General features: G+C 64.4%; 14 protein-coding genes and 1 tRNA gene. 8 read left to right on the top strand and 7 right to left on the bottom strand.

Annotated features, from left to right (window positions below):
- Positions 1-1,150 precede the first annotated feature (1,150 nt).
- The 8 genes from LG306_RS12830 (at position 1,151) to LG306_RS12795 (ending at position 12,943) form a co-directional block, all read left to right on the top strand.
- A complete protein-coding gene (locus LG306_RS12830) occupies positions 1,151-1,738 on the top strand; it encodes a hypothetical protein (protein WP_404415107.1) in 588 nt (195 codons plus the stop codon).
- Entirely contained in the window at positions 1,735-3,768 is a 2,034-nt protein-coding gene (gene bcsA, locus LG306_RS12825; protein ID WP_404415104.1) for a UDP-forming cellulose synthase catalytic subunit, read from the top strand. The genes LG306_RS12830 and bcsA overlap by 4 nt, the downstream gene beginning before the upstream one ends.
- Complete coding sequence (bcsB, locus tag LG306_RS12820; RefSeq protein ID WP_404415101.1) at positions 3,768-6,131, top strand: cellulose biosynthesis cyclic di-GMP-binding regulatory protein BcsB; 2,364 nt, start codon at positions 3,768-3,770, stop codon at positions 6,129-6,131. The genes bcsA and bcsB overlap by 1 nt, the downstream gene beginning before the upstream one ends.
- A 10-nt stretch (positions 6,132-6,141) precedes the next feature.
- Complete coding sequence (locus tag LG306_RS12815; RefSeq protein WP_404415098.1) at positions 6,142-9,303, top strand: cellulose synthase subunit BcsC-related outer membrane protein; 3,162 nt, start codon at positions 6,142-6,144, stop codon at positions 9,301-9,303.
- Positions 9,300-9,704: a cellulose biosynthesis protein BcsD gene (bcsD, locus tag LG306_RS12810; RefSeq protein ID WP_404415095.1), complete on the top strand. Its 405-nt coding sequence runs from the start codon at positions 9,300-9,302 to the stop codon at positions 9,702-9,704. The genes LG306_RS12815 and bcsD overlap by 4 nt, the downstream gene beginning before the upstream one ends.
- Before the next feature lie 28 nt (positions 9,705-9,732).
- Positions 9,733-10,686 carry a glycosyl hydrolase family 8 gene (locus LG306_RS12805; RefSeq protein WP_404415092.1) on the top strand — a complete coding sequence of 318 codons (954 nt, stop codon included), beginning with the start codon at positions 9,733-9,735 and terminating at the stop codon, positions 10,684-10,686.
- A 145-nt stretch (positions 10,687-10,831) separates the two neighbouring features.
- Positions 10,832-11,023, top strand: a complete 192-nt coding sequence (locus LG306_RS12800; protein ID WP_404415089.1) for a hypothetical protein — start codon at positions 10,832-10,834, stop codon at positions 11,021-11,023.
- A gap of 730 nt (positions 11,024-11,753) precedes the next feature.
- A protein-coding gene (locus LG306_RS12795; RefSeq protein WP_165906610.1) for an IS3 family transposase occupies positions 11,754-12,943 on the top strand; the annotation gives its coding sequence in 2 pieces (ribosomal slippage) (positions 11,754-12,006 and positions 12,006-12,943; 1,191 coding nt in all).
- Between the two features lie 10 nt (positions 12,944-12,953).
- Here the strand turns inward: LG306_RS12795 and LG306_RS12790 are convergent.
- From LG306_RS12790 to LG306_RS12760, 7 genes are all read right to left on the bottom strand, one after another.
- Entirely contained in the window at positions 12,954-14,045 is a 1,092-nt protein-coding gene (locus tag LG306_RS12790) for a DUF6538 domain-containing protein (protein WP_404415085.1), read from the bottom strand.
- 116 nt (positions 14,046-14,161) lie between these two features.
- A tRNA-Ser gene (locus LG306_RS12785) sits at positions 14,162-14,251 on the bottom strand.
- A gap of 87 nt (positions 14,252-14,338) precedes the next feature.
- The gene (locus LG306_RS12780; protein WP_404415082.1) at positions 14,339-15,271 is read right to left on the bottom strand and encodes an NrtR DNA-binding winged helix domain-containing protein; all 933 of its coding nucleotides are present in this window, start codon (positions 15,269-15,271) and stop codon (positions 14,339-14,341) included.
- A 4-nt stretch (positions 15,272-15,275) separates the two neighbouring features.
- Positions 15,276-15,917 carry a YfbR-like 5'-deoxynucleotidase gene (locus tag LG306_RS12775; protein WP_017505221.1) on the bottom strand — a complete coding sequence of 214 codons (642 nt, stop codon included), beginning with the start codon at positions 15,915-15,917 and terminating at the stop codon, positions 15,276-15,278.
- A 94-nt stretch (positions 15,918-16,011) separates the two neighbouring features.
- Positions 16,012-16,815, bottom strand: a complete 804-nt coding sequence (locus LG306_RS12770) for a methyltransferase type 11 (RefSeq protein WP_404415078.1) — start codon at positions 16,813-16,815, stop codon at positions 16,012-16,014.
- Between the two features lie 75 nt (positions 16,816-16,890).
- A complete protein-coding gene (locus tag LG306_RS12765) occupies positions 16,891-17,751 on the bottom strand; it encodes a MoxR family ATPase (protein ID WP_017505219.1) in 861 nt (286 codons plus the stop codon).
- A 63-nt stretch (positions 17,752-17,814) separates the two neighbouring features.
- Positions 17,815-18,009, bottom strand: a complete 195-nt coding sequence (locus LG306_RS12760; RefSeq protein ID WP_017505218.1) for a hypothetical protein — start codon at positions 18,007-18,009, stop codon at positions 17,815-17,817.
- Positions 18,010-18,012 lie beyond the last annotated feature (3 nt).

Raw genomic sequence — 18,012 nt, 5'->3', positions numbered from 1 at the left:
GACCTGCGGTCGCCAAGCTGCTTAGCAGCGCCTTACGTCGCGTGATCATCGGTCGTCGCCCATCTGCTATCCAACGAGAGCGATCCTGACACCGGTATCATGATCATTCAATGCGCAATGCCTACGAGGTCAAGATGCAGGCGTAGACACCCGACGACAAAGGCCGAAGCCTCGTTCGATGTTGTTGGAACTTAACCTAGGCCTTCGTCAGGCCGGTGGCGGAGAGGGTGGGAGAAGTAGGGCATTCCTGTTCGTCCCTTAAGGCTCTGAATTATAACAATAACAGTAATGCAAGGTGGAGCAAGGTGTGGGTCTCAATGTGACTCAACTGCGACGTTCGGAAAGTCCGCTTCTGGTCGTTCAACCGCCCCCCGACTCGGGGCTCGGAACCTTTGCCAGTGAGTGCAGCTTATGCGCAGACCTTCTAGGTGCCTGAGCCAGTAGCGATCTCGGCTTTGGCGATGTCGCCGAAGTTCCAATAAAGCTCAGCCGGCGCTTCGATGGGCAGGTCCAGAATATTGACACGAAGGATGGTCATCTCCGACGAGACCGGGGTGCGGCCGGTGAGAAGCGAGGAACGCGAGATTGTGTCGGCAAGCACACGGCTTCTACCGACGAAATTATAACGACGTTTTCTCAGTGGCGAGTGGCTTGAGTTTGTGGCTTACGAGTGAAGCATCCAGGTTTGTCGGGTCAGGTGGGGCGCTTGTCTACACCTTTCGGCTGCAGGTTAACGCTTTTGGTAAACTGTCTGCTATTGATTTCGAATGATAAAGGCCGCGCGCATTCAAGTGCGGGCTTGTTTCGGTCGCGGCCGAAAAACTTTGAGAGACTTGGTCGTGAGAATAGAAACAAAACGTCTGTTGGACAGGTTGGGCCAGCCCGACTTCCAATATCGCGAATATGAGAGTGCGTCATCGACGAGTGTCGAGCGCTGGCCGTTGTTCGAACTGGTCTCGCGCCAACTGCGCGCCAGTCACGCCCATTCCGCTCCAGAGGCTTTACCCGAGGCGCAGGCAGTGAATGCGGTCGATAGTGGAAACTCGATCCAGGCCCTTGTGGGTCGGATCGCGACGGGACGCAATCAATGATCCGGGTCGCCATCACCTCTCTGCGCGGCGGCGCTGGCGTGACCGCGCTGGTTTCCGGCATGGCGCAGGCCGCCGCTGCCGAGGGATTGGACGTCACCTGCGTGGATGCGGATGATCAGGGTCTGTTGAAGCATCATCTCGGTCTCGCGTCCCTCTCGGACGACGGCGAGAACAGAAGCGCCAACGCACGCATCACGCTCCGGACAGGGCAGGACTGGAACGTCGTGATCGGCGCCGACCTGGCGATTTTCGACCTGCCGCGCGCTCGACCCGGTCTCCGTGACGACGTGATGGCAGACGCAGACGCCGTCGTGCTCGTAATGCCGGCGTCCGCGTCCGGTCTGGCGCTTGCGCCCAGCGTGAAAGCCTTCCTCTCGGCGGGTGAGAACCGTTTCCTGCTGATCAATTTCGCCGACAGTCGCGTGGCGTTGAAGACGGCCGCCGCAAGCTATCTGCAAGAGCAGTTCGGCGATCGGGTGATCGGGCAAGTTCGTCTGGACGAGTCGGTGGATGAGGCGCTCGCCGCTCTGGACACCCTGTCATCGACCTCGCCCTACAGCGCGGCCTGGACCGACATTCGCGTCGCCTTCGTCAGCCTGCTCAACAAGATGAACAGCCTTCCTGTCGCTGCGGTGATGGCGAAGTGAGACGGTCCGTTTCCATACCGACGGCGGGCGACGGCCTGCGCTGGGCGGGACTGGTCCTGGCGACCTTGCTGGCCGCCGGTCTGGTCATCGCCGTGATTGTGACGCCGCTTGATTTGGGCGGGCAGTGGATTTTCGCCATCGGCATGATCGTGCCGATGGCTCTGTTGCAGTTCCGCGTGGCGCGTCGCGCGACCGTGGTCATCTGCCTGATCTCGCTGCTGGCCTCGACCCGCTACATCTGGTGGCGGGCGACCAATACGCTGACGTTCGATCACCTTTCGGAATACTTCTTGGGCGGCGGGCTGTTTCTGGCGGAGGTGTTCGCCTGGCTGATCCACGTCCTGGGCCTGTTGCAGATCCTTTGGCCGCTGCGTCGCCCGCCGGTCGCCCTCTCCGGTGCCGACGATGATCTGCCGACCGTCGACATCTACATTCCGACATACAACGAAGACCTGGCCATCGTTCAGAGCACCGTCTTCGCGGCGATGGCGGTCGATTATCCGGCCGACAAGGTCAGGGTCTATATTCTGGATGACGGCGGACGGCCCGAGTTCAGGCGATTCGCCAAATATGCAGGCTGTGGATACCTGACCCGACCCGACAACGCCCATGCCAAGGCCGGTAATCTGAACGCCGCCCTGCCGCGCACCCAGGGCGAACTGATCTGCATCTTCGACTGCGACCACGTCACTACGCGCGCCTTTCTGCAGATGACGGTGGGCTGGTTCCAGCGGGATGCGGAGTTGGCTCTGCTGCAGACCCCGCACCATTTCTATTCGCGCGATCCGATCCAGCGCAACTTCACTATGACGGGCGAACTGCCGGGCGAGGGCGAGCTGTTCTATGACGTGGTGCAGGACGGCAACGACTTCTGGAACGCCTCGTTCTTCTGTGGATCTTGCGCCATCATTCGCCGCTCCGCCCTGGAGGAGGTCGGCGGGTTCGCCGGCGAGACCGTCACCGAGGACGCCCATACGGCCCTGAAGCTTCAGCGGCTGGGCTGGCGATCGGCCTATCTGAACATCAAGCTGTCGGCGGGTCTGGCGACCGAGAAGCTGGCTCTGCACATCGGTCAGCGCGCGCGATGGGCGCGGGGCATGTCGCAGATTCTCAGGATCGACAATCCGTTGCTGGGTCCGGGCCTGACCTTGCCGCAGCGGCTTTGCTACCTGAACGCCATGTTGCACTTCCAGTTTCCGCTGCCGCGCATCGTCTTCCTGACGTCGCCGCTTGCGTTCCTGCTGGCGGGTCAGAGCGTGATCCATGCGGCGGCGCCGATGATCTTCGCCTATGCGGCGCCACACCTTTTCGGCGCCATGATCGCCACGCACAGGGTGCAGGGCGGCAGTCGGCGGTTGTTCTGGAGCGAGATCTACGAGTCCCTGCTGGCCTTCCACCTGCTGCGGCCGACGCTGGAGACGCTGATCAATCCCAAACTGGGCAAGTTCAACGTGACGGCCAAGGGCGGCGTGATCGACAAACCCTTTTTCGACTATGGGAGCGTCATGCCGCACATGGTGGCGGCGGCGTTGCTGGCGGCCGGTCTTTGCGCCGGCTTCGGTCGTCTGGTGCTCGGAACTGCTGATGTCTGGACGGTGGTGATGAACATGGCCTGGTCGGTGTTCAGCCTGTTGATCCTGATCTCGGCGATCATGATCGGCCGCGAGTCCCGCCAGTCCCGGCACAGCGTCCGCATCGAGGCCGCCTTGCCCGTCACTCTATTTTTCGACAATGGCGCGGTGATCGACGCCGTGACCGAAGACGCCTCCATCGGAGGTCTGGCGGTTCGGATTCCCAGCGACCTTGACCTGTCGAACCTGGCCGTAACCGAGGTCGAACTTCGCACGGGCGGGGAAAATCTGGTGCTGCCGGTAAAGGCGGCGGGGGCAGGGGCCGGCCTGCTGCGGGTGCGGTTCCTGAAGCTATCGTTCGAACAACGTATGGGGCTCAGCGTCGCCGTCCTGGGGCGTTCCGACGCCTGGGAAACGGAAGATCGGAAGCTTGAAAATTCTATGGTGAAGGCCGCCTGATGACTGTCGGTCCCAAGTCAAATCTCCGCCGTCAGTCGGGCCTGGCGCGCGGCCTGAGCGTTTCCGGTCTGACGCTGATGCTTGTCATCTCGCCAGTCGCTGGCGCGACGGCCCAAACCATCAGCGCCATTCGCGGCGTCGACGGCGGCGTCCAATCCAACGCCATCGGATCCACGCCCCAGGTCTCGGCCGAGGTGCAGGCGCGGATGAACACCGTGGCGACCGTGGATCGCCTAGGTCAGGGTCAGAGGCACGTTCGCGCCAGCCTGCGCGATCTTCAGGTCCGTCAGAGCGTGCGTCTGCGCGGCGTCGACGGCGAGGTCGGCATTCCGTTCGGCAGTCGCGCCGACGAAATCCTCAAGTCCGGCCAGCTGGTGCTCGACTTTGGCTATTCGCCTGCCATGCTGCCGGATCTCAGCAGCCTGACGGTGCTGATCAACGACGAGGTGGTGCGCAGCGTGCCCCTGCCCAAGGCGGGCGCGGACCGAACGCGGATCGAGGTGCCGATCAATCCATCCCTGATCGTGCCCGGCGACAACCGCCTCAACCTGCGCCTGATCGGCCACTACACCCGCGACTGCGAGGATCCGTTGCATTCGACCCTGTGGGCCAATGTCAGTAATGTTCGCTCGTATCTAGACTTGAACTTCCAGAAGGTCGGCGGCGCGCCGAACCTTCAAACCTATCCCGCGCCCTTCTATGACGCGCACGACATTGCGCCGCTGAGGCTGCCGTTCGTGTTCGGCGGCGAGCCCTCGAATGGCGATCTGGAAGCTGCGGCGGCGATGGCCAGCGCCTTTGGCGCAATGGCCAGCTATCGCGGTTTCAGCTTCCCGGCCTCGGTCGGCAGCTTGCCGGATGGCGATTCTATTGCCTTCATGACGCCCGACCACATGCTGCCAGAGCTGGCCCGGACCATCACCGGACCGTCGGCGGCGATCCTTCGCCATCCGCGCGATCCCTACAACACGGTCCTGTTGATCATGGGCCGCGACGCGACAGAACTGAAGCAGGCCGCAGCAGGGCTGGCCTATGCCCAGGGTAGTCTGAGCGGCGACTACGTCGACCTGTCGGGCGGCGCCGCCCCCGTTTATGGCCCGAACAGCGCGCCACGCTGGCTGACGATCGATCGTCCGGTCCGTCTCGGCGAGCTGGCCGAGACCAAGAACCTGACGGGAATGGGGTTTCAGCCCGGCCGTCTGGCCGCGACCTTCCGCCTGGCCCCCGATCTGTTCTTCTGGCCGGCGGAGGGGGCCAAGCTGAACGCCATCTATAACTATCCGCGCGGAGAGTGGATGAATCGTGAGCGGTCGCGGCTCGACGTGACGGTGAACGGCCAGTACGTCCGCTCCCTTCCGCTACAGACGCGCGGGTTCGGATTCTGGGGCAAGGAGCCGGGTGTGACCTCGCATCGCTCAACGGCGACGGCGACCCTTCCGGCCTATACCCTGTTTGGCAAGAACGAACTAGGCTTCACCTACGACCTGCAGGTCAGCGATCCCGGCGAATGCGTGGGGCAACTGCCCAAGAACGTCATGTCCTCCATCGATCCGGGCAGCACCCTGGACTTCAGCGGCGCTCACCATGCCACGCGTATGCCCAATCTGGCCCTGTTCACAGGCGGGGGCTTCCCATTTACACGGACGCCCGACCTGGGCGAGACGGCGGTGCTGATGGGCGCCAATCCGTCGGTAAGCGAGATCGAGGCCTTCCTGAACCTGATGGGGCAGTTCGGGGATTCGACCGGCGCCGCCGCGACGCGCGTGGCCGTCATGCGGACCCTGCAACCCAGCCGGATGGCCGACAAGGACATCCTGGTGGTCGGAAGCGCCGATCTGGCGAGGAACGACCAGTTGTTCGAGTATGCGCCGGTGGGGTTCCGCAACGAACGCGTCGAGGTCGCGCGCTTGGCGCCGCTTGAGCGTTTCTTTGGTTGGTTCGCGCCTGAGCGTCACGACAATCCCGAAGATATTGAAACGGCCGTCGGTCCCGCAAACGGCTTCGAGGGCCTGACCAGCTTCCCGTCGCCCTATTCGAAGGATCGCCATGTCGTGGCGGTTCTAAGCAGCCAGCCGGACGCCTTGCCGCAACTGACCAGTCTGCTGCCCACGGCCGATGCGAAGGCGCAGATCCGGGGTGATCTGGTCGTGCGCAGCGGCACGGAGTTCAAGGCCTATCAGGTGCGTTCGACGCACTGGCGCGGCGAACTTCCCTGGTGGCTGGGCATCGGCTACTGGTTCGCCCAGCGGCCGTTCATGCTGGCGCTGGCGGCCATCCTGGCAGCGGTGCTGATCGGCTTCCCGCTTTATTATTCGCTCAAGGCACATGGTCGCAGACGACTGGCGGGCACCGACCATGAATAGGCTGTGGCCCATGAAGTCTCTGTTGAAACTCTCGGTGGCGAGCGGCGTGGTCCTGCTGGCTCTGGTCGGGCCGATGAACGTCGCCTCCGCCCAAATCGCGTCGGGCGCGGTGGCGGACCTGGTTCGTCAGGGTGACTTCTGGCGTTCGCGCGGACGGGGCGACCTGGCGGCGCAGGCCTATAACCGGGCTTTGCAGCTCGACCCCGGCAATGCCGCCGCCCGACGCGGTCTGGCCGGTCCGGCCCAGGGCCCGGCGCCTGCGGCGCCCGCTCGTCCAGCGCCTTCGACGGGCGACAGTTCGACGACGCAGGCGGCTACGCCGCGCCAGACCGCTCAACCTCGCGCCACGACCTCGGCGGCCGATCGCGCCGGGCGAATGCGGGTCGCCGGCTATGCGGCGCTGGATCGCGGCGAGCTGGCCAGCGCGGCGACGCAATTTCAGCAGGCGCTGGCCATCAACGGCCGCGACACGGACGCCCTGGGCGGTCTTGGGGTGACCCGGCTGCGTCAGGAGCGTTTCAGCGAGGCCCGCGATCTTCTTGAACGCGCGTCCCAAGGCGCCGGCGCATCGCGCTGGACAGAAGCCTTGGCGTCCGCACGCTTCTTCGCCTTGCTGAGCGAGGCTGAAACGGCAGGGCAGGCCAACGACAGCCGCCGGTCCGAGGCGTTGCTGAACCAACTGCTCGCCAGCGCCGCAACGCCGGAGCAGAAGTCGCTCGTCGCGGTGCAACTGGGCGATCTGTTGATGCTCCAGTCGCGATACGCCGAGGCCCGCGCCGCCTATGCGCAGGCGGAAGGGGCGAGCGCCGACGCCGCCTACAAGATCGCCAATGCCGAAGCCGCGCAAGCGGCCGCCGACGGCAATCCCCAGCGCGCCGAAACCGCCTATCGCGAGGCGCTTGAGCGGGGCGGCGGCGGTGATCCGTGGCTGCGCTACGCCTTCGCCGGTTTCCTGCTGGAACAGGGACGCGCCAGCGACGGCGCCGCCATCATCCAGCCGCTGGAAACCTCGACCTCCAGCGAAGGCCTGTATGCGGCGGCCCTCTACTACAATCAGGCCGAGCGGCCGGCGGACGCCCTGCGTCTGTTGCGTCGCGTGCCCGAAGCGGCCCGCACCGCTGAGATGCGGTCGCTGGAAGCGGAGATCGGCCTGGCCGACGCCGAGAAACAGGCCCGCGCCCTGGCGGCATCGGGGCGCGCGAACGAAGCCCTGGCCCTGCTCGATCGTCTGAACGTGCCCGGCGCGTCTGTCGGTCAGCGGATCCGTCTGGGCGGCGCCTATTACGCCTTGGGCGCACGCGATCGTGCAGCGTCTCTTGCGTCCGCCGCAGCAGCCCAGCCGGGCGGATCGGCGACCTCCGTCGAGCCTCTGGTTCGCTTGCTGGCTCAGACCGGACAGGACGAAATGGCGCTGGGCGTCATCCAACGGGCGACGGGCGGTTCGACCACCTCGGCCGCCGCGCGTCGGCTCTATTCGACCCTCGCCGTCGCCAGCGCTGACCGTCTGCGCGAAGACGGCATGAGGGCGGAGGCATTCGACGTGCTCCAGTCCGGCTGGAGCGTCGCACCTCAGGATCCGGCGATCCTGGTTTCGTTGGGCCGCCTCTATCAGGAAGGCGACATGACGCAGGAGGCCGGCCAGGTCTTCGAACTGGCGCTTCAGCGCAAGCCCGGCGACCCCGACGCCCTGACCGGCCTGGCCGACACTTCAGCGGCTCAGGGCGATTTCGCCAAGGCGCGTCAGTCCTATCGCCTGCTGCTGCGTGACCGGCCGCAGGACGTCGATGCCTATCTGACGGGCGCCCGCGTCGAACAGGCGGCGGGCGACCGTCGCGCCGCGCGCCGTCTGCTGGAACAGGCCCAGGCTTTGGGCCAACCGCGCGGACTGGCCGCCGGATCGGCCTTTACGGTCGCCAATCCGTTCCGAAACGCATCGCAGAACCAGATCGCCGTGCCGATCAATCCATTCGCACCCGAGACCTTACGTGGCGCGGGTCGCAGCAGCGACAGCGAGCCGGTCAGGACGCCCGTCCAGCAGGCTTTGGCCGAGTTGGAAAGCGAGGACGCGCCCATGGTGGACGCCGCCGTCGAGGCGCGAGTCCGCTCGGGTGAAGACGGCCTCAGCCGCCTGAACTCCCTGACGACGACCATTCGGGGCTCGACGCCCGTGGGCCAAGGACGGATCGGTCTGTCGGTCGCGCCCACCGTCATCGACGCCGGCGATCTCAATCGTTCCGCCAGCGCCCGTTTCGGCCGCAATGCGACGGCGGAAGCTTTGGCCATCGTGGCCCAGCAGCCGACGGTTCTGGCCACGCCCGACAGCCAGTACGCCGCCGGGGTCGCCCTGTCGGCCTATTATGAAAGCCCTACGATCTCGGCGGACGTCGGCTCCACCCCGCTCGGGTTCGAGCGAAAGAACGTGCAGGCCGGTTTCGCCTGGCGGCCGCGTCTCGGCGCGCATGGCGCCCTGAAGGTTTTCGCCGAACGTCGCCCCGTCACCGACAGCGTCCTGTCCTATGCCGGATCCGTCGATCCGGTTTCGGGACGAAGCTGGGGTACGGTGATGAAAACCGGCGGCGGCATCGGCGCCAGCTGGGAGCAGGGGGGGACGGGACTGTTCGGAGATGTCGCCTACCGCGCCTATGCCGGTCAGCGCGTCAGCGACAACAAGGCGTTGGAGCTGAATATCGGCGCGTATCGTCGCCTGTATGGCAGCGATGCGCTGAACGTCACGGCCGGAATTTCGCTGAACTATCAGGCGTTCGACCGCAACCTGTCCTACTTCACCTTCGGCCACGGGGGCTATTTCAGCCCACAAAGCTTCGTCAGCATGGCTTTCCCGATCGACGCGCGATGGAAGCGCGGCGACTGGAGCATCAACGCACAGTTCTCGCCGGGCTATCAGACCTATCAACAAGACGCCGAGGCGCTTTATCCTGAAGATCCGACCGCCCAGGGGCAGCTGACGGCGCTTAAACTGCTCAACAACGATGTCCGCGCCCAGTATGACAGCGAAAGCCACAGCGGCTTCGCCTTCTCGGGCGGCGTCGAAGGCTGGCGTCAGATGGGCGCCACGGCCATCGGTTTGGATGCGCGCATGAATACCTTCGGCAACTATGACGAATACCGGATGAGCCTGAGGCTGAAGCAGGCCTTTGGAGGCGGTCAGTGATCCCAGCCGGCGTCGAATCCCTGCTGGCGATGGCGATATTGTCCGAACTGCGTGACCAACTTGGTGCGCGGTCGGACGAATTCTTGGTCACTGTCGGAGAAAAGATCGGCGACGCCTGCGTCATGAATGCTCAAGGCGACACGGGCCATCTGGCGCGCTGGATGAACGGCATCTGGGCCGAGCTCGGTATGGGGTCGGTGACGCTGACGACCGGGACGCGACGGCTGGAGATCGCGCACCGCCTGCCTCAATTACCGCCCGAAGCCGTGCTCTGGAGCGACGCCCTGCCGTTTATCGTCGAGGGCGTTTACCGCAGTTGGTTCCACCGGATGGACTCGCGTGGAGTTCTGGGTCGGGGTGCAAGGTCGAAAGGCGAGCTGAAGTTTGTCTATTCAGATTGATCGGCGGACCCTCCTCGCTATCGCGGGAATGACTGCGTTCGCGCCTGCGGCCTGCGCCGAGGACCTGAAAGGTCCCGGTTGGCAGTCGTACAAGCAGCGGTTCGTCTCGCCCGACGGGCGTGTGATCGACACCGGCAACGGCAACGTCAGCCATTCGGAAGGTCAGGGGTTCGGCATGATCCTGGCGTTCGCGGCCGAGGATCGTGCGGCGTTCGCCTCGATGTGGTCGTGGACGAAGACGCATCTGTCCCGTACCGATACGGGCCTGTTGGCCTGGCGTTTCGATCCAGCCCAGAGCGAGCCGGTCAAGGATCCCAACAACGCCACCGACGGCGACCTCCTGATCGCCTGGGCTCTGCTGAATGCGGCGCAGGCCTGGAACATGCCGGAATACGCCCAGCAGTCGCAAAGCCTACGCGCGGCCATCCTGCGCGAAGCCTGCACCAGCCATGCCGGTCGGCGCGTCCTGTTGCCGGGACGGCTGGGGTTCGTGGCGGACGGCGTCGCGACCCTGAATCCGTCTTATTATGTCTGGCCCGCCCTGGACGCTTTCGCCCGGCTGGAGCCGTTGTGGAACGACGTCATCAGCGATGGCGCGGACCTGATCGGCGCGGCCGCCTTTGGAAGCTGGGGTCTTCCCACCGACTGGATTCAGATCAACGCTGCGGGCCTGGTGCAGCCGGCCGCAGGACGACCAGCGCGGTTCGGCTTCGACGCCGTGCGCGTACCGCTCTATCTGATACTGTCGGGCCGCACCTCGGAGTTGGTGCGGTTCAGCAGATACTGGCGCGAGACCGAGAAGGCCGGCGGTTGGCCGGCATGGATCGACGTGACCAGCGGCGCGATGGCCCCCTATGCCGCCTCCGATGGCGTCAAGGCGGTCGCCTTTTCCGTTCTGGATCGCAAACCGTCGACGCCACAGTCGACCGAAGACTACTACTCCGAGAGCCTGAGGCTTCTGACAAATCTTCCTCTGCAATAGGGGCGAGTTGATTGCCAAGGTCGCGAGATGGCTTCACCCAAGCCTATCTCAGGCAGCGGTCGCTCGTCGGGCTGCTTTGAAACTCAGCGCATAGGCGGCGGTACGGCGGGAGGCCCGTCTCAACTGCATCAGTCCGAGGATCATCATGCCTCCGCTGGCGCGCGACGAACTGGGCGGCCCGCGCGGCGAGGGCTACCGCCGGATGATCGACGCCTCTGCAGCAGGTCGTGCGGGCACGCCCGATGAGGTCGGCGGGGTCGGCGCCCTGCTGATCGGACCGGGCGGCTTCATCATAGGGAGCGACACCCTGATGGACGGCGGCGTCACGGCAGCTTGATGGTATGGCGGGCTTGAGTCTGCCACCTGAAATGGAGATCAGAATGCAGACGTTCATAGGGCCTGCAGCGGGGCGGAAGTGACTTGACGACGCCGATCAGAAGGTCTGGAATTCGGCGATCTACCAATGTCTCCTGTTGGCGCATCTCAGGCATTCGCGTCCAACAGCAGCACCTGATGCCTAAGTGAAGGTTATTACTGGCTGTTAAGGGTGATATTTGACGCCGTGGAACCCACTAGGCCTTTGGAAAGATAGGAATAGAAGAGCTACGGATTTTTTCGATAAGCGGAAGCTGGCGTCGTAGGATTGTCATTGCTTCGTAGACTTTGTTGGTGTCCATGAAGGCACCTAGAACCCTGGATCGATTATTCAGGGAGGTCGAAAACGGATTAAGGCGTCGCTTTGCTAATGCGGAGCCGTCTACGCGAAACAGGATTTCGCCAGCGGCGGCTTCCCGGAGGCCGGCTGGTATCGGTGCTTCATCACAAAAGCTCTTCCACTCTATCGATTGACTAACATATCGCCTGATCGCAGCTTTGCCGCTTCGGGTGTATTGATCCAAAGCGAAGGTCGGCACTTCGCCTGACCAGTGGATAGGGCCCACCCAGTCGTCCTTTGCAACTGATTGCACGTCGCATTGTTCTGGCCACAAGCACAGCATCAGTCCTGACGTGACCCCCTGAAACTCCTCCAGGAATAGCTAGAGTCCGCCCAACGAAGGACGGACAGAATGAAGCGATCGAGGTTCACGGAAGAGCAGATCATCGGGATCCTGCGGGAGCAGGAGGCCGGTGTAGCGACGGCGGAGGTGTGCCGACGCCACGGGGTCAGCTCGGCGACCTTTTACAAATGGAAGGCCAAGTTTGGCGGGCTCGACGTGTCGGAGGCTCGGCGGCTCAAGGCGCTCGAGGATGAGAACGCCCGGCTGAAGCGGATGCTGGCGGACGCGATGCTGGACAACGTGGCCCTGAAGGACCTGCTGGGAAAAAAGTGGTGACGCCCGCCGGCTATCGCGAGGCGGCTGGCCATCTGCAGGCCGCCTACGAGATGAGCGAAAGGCGGGCGTGCCGTGTTCTGGGCGTCGATCGGACGAGCGTGCGCTATCAGGCGACGCGCCCGGACGACGGCGCTCTGCGCGACCGGCTGAAGGCCCTGGCCCAGGAACGTCGACGGTTCGGCTATCGTCGCCTGCACGTGCTGCTGCGGCGCGAGGGCCATGCGGTCAACAGGAAACGGGTCCAGCGGATCTATCGCGACGAGCAACTGACGGTGCGCCGGCGCGGCGGCCGGAAGCGAGCGATGGGCACGCGGCGACCGCTGGACCTGCCGCTGGCGCCCAACCAGCGCTGGTCGCTGGACTTCGTCGCAGACCAGCTGACGGACGGGCGGCGCTTCCGCATCCTGACGGTGATCGATAACTGTACGCGCGAGTGCCTGGCGCTGGTGGCCGACACCTCGCTGTCGGGCGCGCGGGTCGTGCGGGAGTTGGACGCCGTCATCCGGCAGCGAGGGCGGCCCGACACCATCGTCAGCGACAACGGCACGGAGTACACCTCGAACGCGGTCCTGGCCTGGGCCGACGACACCGGCGTCGGCTGGCACTACATCGCGCCGGGCAAGCCCCAGCAGAACGGCTTCAACGAAAGCTTCAACGGGCGGCTGCGTGACGAGCTGCTGAACGAGACGCTGTTCCGCTCGCTGCCGCACGCTCGCGCCGTGCTGGAGGCGTGGCGACGCGATTACAACGAGCAGCGTCCGCACTCGAAGCTCGGGTGGCTGACGCCGCAGGCTTATGCAGAAGCGCTCACCGGACACATCGGCCGGCCTGCTGCGCTGGTTGATGGCTGCGCAGACCGGCCTCTTGCCAACCCAGCCGATCACAGCTCAGATCAACCTAGGACTCTCGTTATGGCTGGATGAGAAACGGGGGTCACGTCAATGGCCGACGTTCGCTCGCCAGTGCTTCCTTCGCGGGCGGCAACTTCACCCTCAGCTTAATCGCCGGGTTGACTTCCAAGTGACCTTCCTCAGTCGCCCATCGCAGCAGTGCTTTCGCGCTCTCGAAAGCAAGCGATGCTGTTTTAGGCGCGACTCGGTGGGCCGTCTTCTCTGTGACCTTCGCCGCGAGAGATTTGGCTTTGCCATGGCTCCGCCGTAGCTTCAGTAGGAAGTCGCGGAAGTCTCGCATCATGCCCGTATCGATGGCGCGTGCGGGCGTAGTCACGCCAAGGCATTCTGCCAGCAAAGACAGTTTTCTTTTCCGGTCACTTACTGTTTTGGCAGTCCAGTGAGTTGTGCCGAACGACAGGTAGGCGTCGATCAAATCTCCCAAGGTCATGCCCTTGGCCATCGCTAGCGGCATTTGGATGGCGGGACCGTGCGACGCTGTCGGGTTGATAATCGAATCGGCAAAGAGACTGTCGTGCGGCTGGTACGGCGAAAGACGCTCGGAAATTCGAAACATCATCAGTCGCGCCTGTTCCATTTCCATGCGCGCAACGCCATGCATCAAATCGTACTGCGTTGACTGAGGCTGCTCATCGAAACGAAGCCCCGCACGGGCGGCTAGCAGCATGGTCTTCACCCGAGTTTCCGGAGAAAAGGAGAGGGTGGTGATCTCGTCGGCGAGAGTGGAAATTCGTTCCCTTGAAATCTCTTGCTGCTCTTCGATTTCGATGTCGGGATAAGGCCCGCAAGGAATGAACCCGCCGCCCGTCGTCCGCTCCATTTCGGCAAAGGCTCGGTGGATAAGCTGCTGCACCTTCGACTTCGGCAGGGGGGTAGTTTCCATCATGTCAAACACCTCGAACACGCGTGCGCTAAGCTTCAGGGCCAAGCGGCGGGCGGTACGTGGATGACAGACCTGTAGAGATCGTCTCACTTCGGCGGCACCAACTCGATCCTGATGACGAAGCGGCACCCGCACGCGCAGGTAATAGATGCCGCCACGGCAAAAGAGATACGAGGACGTGCTCCGCGAATGGCGGCGAACCTCAAGCCCCGGCAAGGGGCGCGGTCCCATCGAAACTTGGGACTATCCACACCGTCACCAGTGTGGACCACAATGTGTACCAGAAAAGCGCGTCCGGAGGTAGCCGGGAAGCTAAGCGTTTGTAGTTTAGGCTATTCCCGGCGGAATGGCGGAGAGGGTGGGATTCGAACCCACGGTACCCTTCCAGGCACGCCGCATTTCGAGTGCGGTACATTCGACCACTCTGCCACCTCTCCGCGGCGCCGATATCGCTTGGTCGAGCGAGGGGCTTCTCTAGTCGGAGCCGCAGCGCTTCGCAACCCGTCTGTGAAAGAAATCCGACGCTATCTTTGCGCGGGCAAAGACAGGCCCGGTGCGGCGCCGGTTTGGGCGTCCACGCCCTTGAATCGAAACAGTTCGGCGGGTCGGCCGCCCGTGGTGGAAGACAGCTGTCCGGTGGCCTCGACCAGCCCTGTCCGCTCCACGCCCCGCCGGAAATTCTGCTTGTGCAGGCTGAGACCCGAGACGGCCTCGGCGCCCGCCTGGAGTTCGGACAGGGTGAAGACGCAGGGGGTGAGATCGAACAGGACCGGGCGGTATTTCAGCTTGCTGCGCAGGCGGCCAAGCGCGGTCGCCAGGATGCGCCGGTGATCGGAAGACATGATGCGGCCCGGCATGGGCTGCGTGGGCGAAAGGTCCGCGTCGCGCCACGCCTCGGCAACCAGACGCGCTTCGTAGAGCAGTTCATAGCGCTCCAGCACCCGCTCTTCGTTCCAGCGGTGATCGGGCGTCAGGGCGAACAGGGCGCGGGCGCGGGCCAGCCGGTGCTCGTCGTCATCTGCCCACGCGTGAAGGCCTTCCGCGATCTGCGCGTCATGGCCGCCGCGCCGGTCTTCCCAGGGAAAGAACTCGAACACGGCGTCCCAGCGGGCGTCGTGGGTCTGGCCTTCCGCCGCGTCGGGCGTCAGGGCCAGATAGCCGACCGAGACCTCTCTGTGACGCCCAGGGCCGGGCGTCGCGCGGGGCGAGGCGCGGCCCGCGTCGCCGAAGGTGTAGAGCTGTTCGACGAAACCGAGCCGGAACCCGGTCTGGGCGGTCACGAAGTCCCGCAGGGCGCGCTCGAAGGTTCGGTCGCGCACCGGATCGAACGGCCCGAAGGGCAGGGCGCGCGAACCGTCCTCGGTGGGGGTGGTCAGGACGACGGCCTGCCGATCTTTCAGGGTCATCACGACCGCCGACAGACCGATGCGAACGCCGTCCTCCGCCGCCTGGGTCATTGCGCTATTCCGTGTGCCAGGCGTCGTCGGCGGGGATCAGGCCGACGGCGCCCGCCAGAACGCGGTAGCGTTCCAGATAGCGGGCCTGGGCGACCGGCGCGGGTTGCGGCTCGATCGTCAGGCTGTAGCCCTCGGGCGGGCTGCCGAAGAATCCCAGCGATTCTTTTTCGGTGAAACCCGCCAACTGCGTCGCCTCGAAGAAGGCGCAGGCCTTGTCGGCCTTCTTGATCAGGGTCTTGATCGTTTGCGGCGTCTTGGGCGGCAGGCCGTAGCGCAGGTGGATCGCGGCTTCCAGCTTGGCCTCGAAATCCTTGTAACCGGCTCCGAGCGCCGCCTTGAACGGCGAGATCATGTCGCCGATGACGTATTCCGAGGCGTCATGCAGCAGGGCGGCCAGACGCCATTTCGGATCCAGGCCGGGCTTGATGTGGGCCGCGATCTCTTCGACCACGCACGAGTGCTGGGCGACGGAGAAGGCGTGCTCGCCGATGGTCTGACCGTTCCAGCGCGCGACGCGCGCCAGGCCGTGGGCGATGTCCTCGATCTCGATGTCGAACGGCGACGGGTCCAGCAGATCCAGGCGACGACCGGACAGCATGCGCTGCCAGGCGCGGGGGGCGTTCTTCTTGGTGGGGCGCTCGGCCAAATCGCGTGTCCTGATCGCTTGTCGGCTGGTCAGGTGACGCAAAGACACGCCGGGATCAAGCGGGAGGGACCAGACGGTGCAGGAAATCGCCGCGTCAGCGTCCGACGTTCAGTGTGACCAGTTCCTTGGCGTCGTCGAAAATGCCGTCGTTTCGGCGATCCTTGGACCTGACCACGGCGATGACGATCGGGCCGCCGCTCGGGCCGCGCGCCTCGAAGCCCACCTGGCGCCAACCCGCATCGCCGGGTTGATCGTCAGCCAGGATATAGGTCATGCGCGTCGCCGCGCCCGGCGCACGGGTGCGCACGCGCGTGGAGTTGTCGTTGGCGTCCACGCTGACCGTCGAGGTTTCGGTGCGGACGTTCTGTTCGTCCTTGGACTGGATGTTGATGCCGCCGATGCGGACGCTGGCGTTATCGCCCTGGGTCTCGATCTTCAGGCCGGGCAGGCGGACCGAGGCGTCCTCGCCGCGCGTCTTGATGTTGACCCCAGGCGCCTGGACGGACGTCGTATCGCCTGCCTCGATCGATGGCGGAGGCGGCGGCGCATCTCCGGCCCCGGGAGCAAGGCGCGCGACCGTATGGGGCAGATCGGCGCTGGCGCGCGCCTCGAAGTCCCGCAGGACGTCATCGACGGAACGCCCGTCCAGCTTGACCAGATGCAGCACGACGTCGGCGCCCTTGGGGCCGCCATAGACGCAGTTTGCGCCGCCCGCCGCCGCCAGGCCCTTTCGCGTCAGGACGCCAAGATTGTCCGGGCATTGCAGAGCGTCGATCACCTTCAACACGCCTGCGCCCTGATCGTCGCTGGACGAGGTGGTGGTGATGCGGACCGAGTTGTCGCCGTCACAGGCGGCCAGGCTGGCGCTGAGCGCGAGGTAAAGCAGGACATGACGCATGGTCGAACCTCTCTTGGCCCCCATTCTGCGCGCTGCGGCGCCGCGTGATCCAGTGAAATCGCGGTAATCACCGGGTCAGCCGCCGGGGCGCGAGCCTTCGCGGCGGTTCAGGAACGCCAGGCGTTCGAACAGATGCACGTCCTGCTCGTTCTTCAGCAGCGCGCCATGCAGCGGCGGGATCAGCTTGTTCGGCGTCTTCTCGCGCAGGGTCTCGGCGTCGATATCTTCGACCAGCAGCAGCTTCAGCCAATCCAGAAGCTCCGAGGTGGACGGCTTCTTCTTCAGGCCCGGCGTGTCGCGGATTTCGTAGAAGGTCTTCAGCGCCTCGGACACCAGGCGCGGTTTGATGCCAGGGAAGTGCACGTCGACGATGGCCGACAGGGTCTCGGCGTCGGGGAACCGAATGAAGTGGAAGAAGCAGCGCCGCAGGAAGGCGTCGGGCAACTCTTTTTCATTGTTGGAGGTGATGATCACGATGGGGCGCACTTCGGCGCGGATCGTCTCGTCCGTTTCCTGGACGTAGAACTCCATCCGATCCAGTTCCTGAAGCAGGTCGTTCGGGAACTCGATGTCGGCCTTGTCGATCTCGTCGATCAGCAGGACGGGACGGGCAGGGGCGGTAAAGGCCTCCCACAGCTTGCCCTTCTTCAGATAGTTGCGGACGTCGTGGACCCGCTCCTCGCCCAACTGGCTGTCGCGCAGCCGGCTAACCGCGTCGTATTCATAGAGGCCATTATGGGCCTTTGTCGTCGACTTGACGTGCCAGGTGATCAGCGGGGCGTCAAAGGCCTTGGCGATCTCATAGGCCAGGACCGTCTTGCCTGTGCCAGGCTCGCCCTTGATCAGCAGGGGACGCTCTAATGCGACTGCGGCGTTCACCGCGACCTTAAGGTCGCTCGTGGCGATGTAACGGTCTGTGCCTTCGAAACGGCTCATAGAAAAACCCACTCCGTGTTTCCACGAAGTGGGTTAGCGGATCACTTGCGTTGTGAACAGCGATCAGGTGATGCGCTTCGCCGAGACTGGATCGCTGGCGGGGAACGTTTCTTCCAGGCCTTCATCAACCAGGGCCTCCTGGCGGCTGTCGGACTTGTCGATCTTGTCGAGCTGGTCCGGCACGCCGTCCTGCGAAGTCGTGCGCTTGGCGTGCGGAGCGTCGGGCGACGCGTCGTGACGGGCTTTGTCGTCGGTCATGTC

Source organism: Brevundimonas vesicularis, assembly GCF_044807075.1.
Lineage (GTDB): Bacteria > Pseudomonadota > Alphaproteobacteria > Caulobacterales > Caulobacteraceae > Brevundimonas > Brevundimonas vesicularis_G.
The sequence above is the reverse complement of the archived record's forward strand: the minus strand, read 5'-3'. Positions and strand labels throughout refer to the sequence as shown.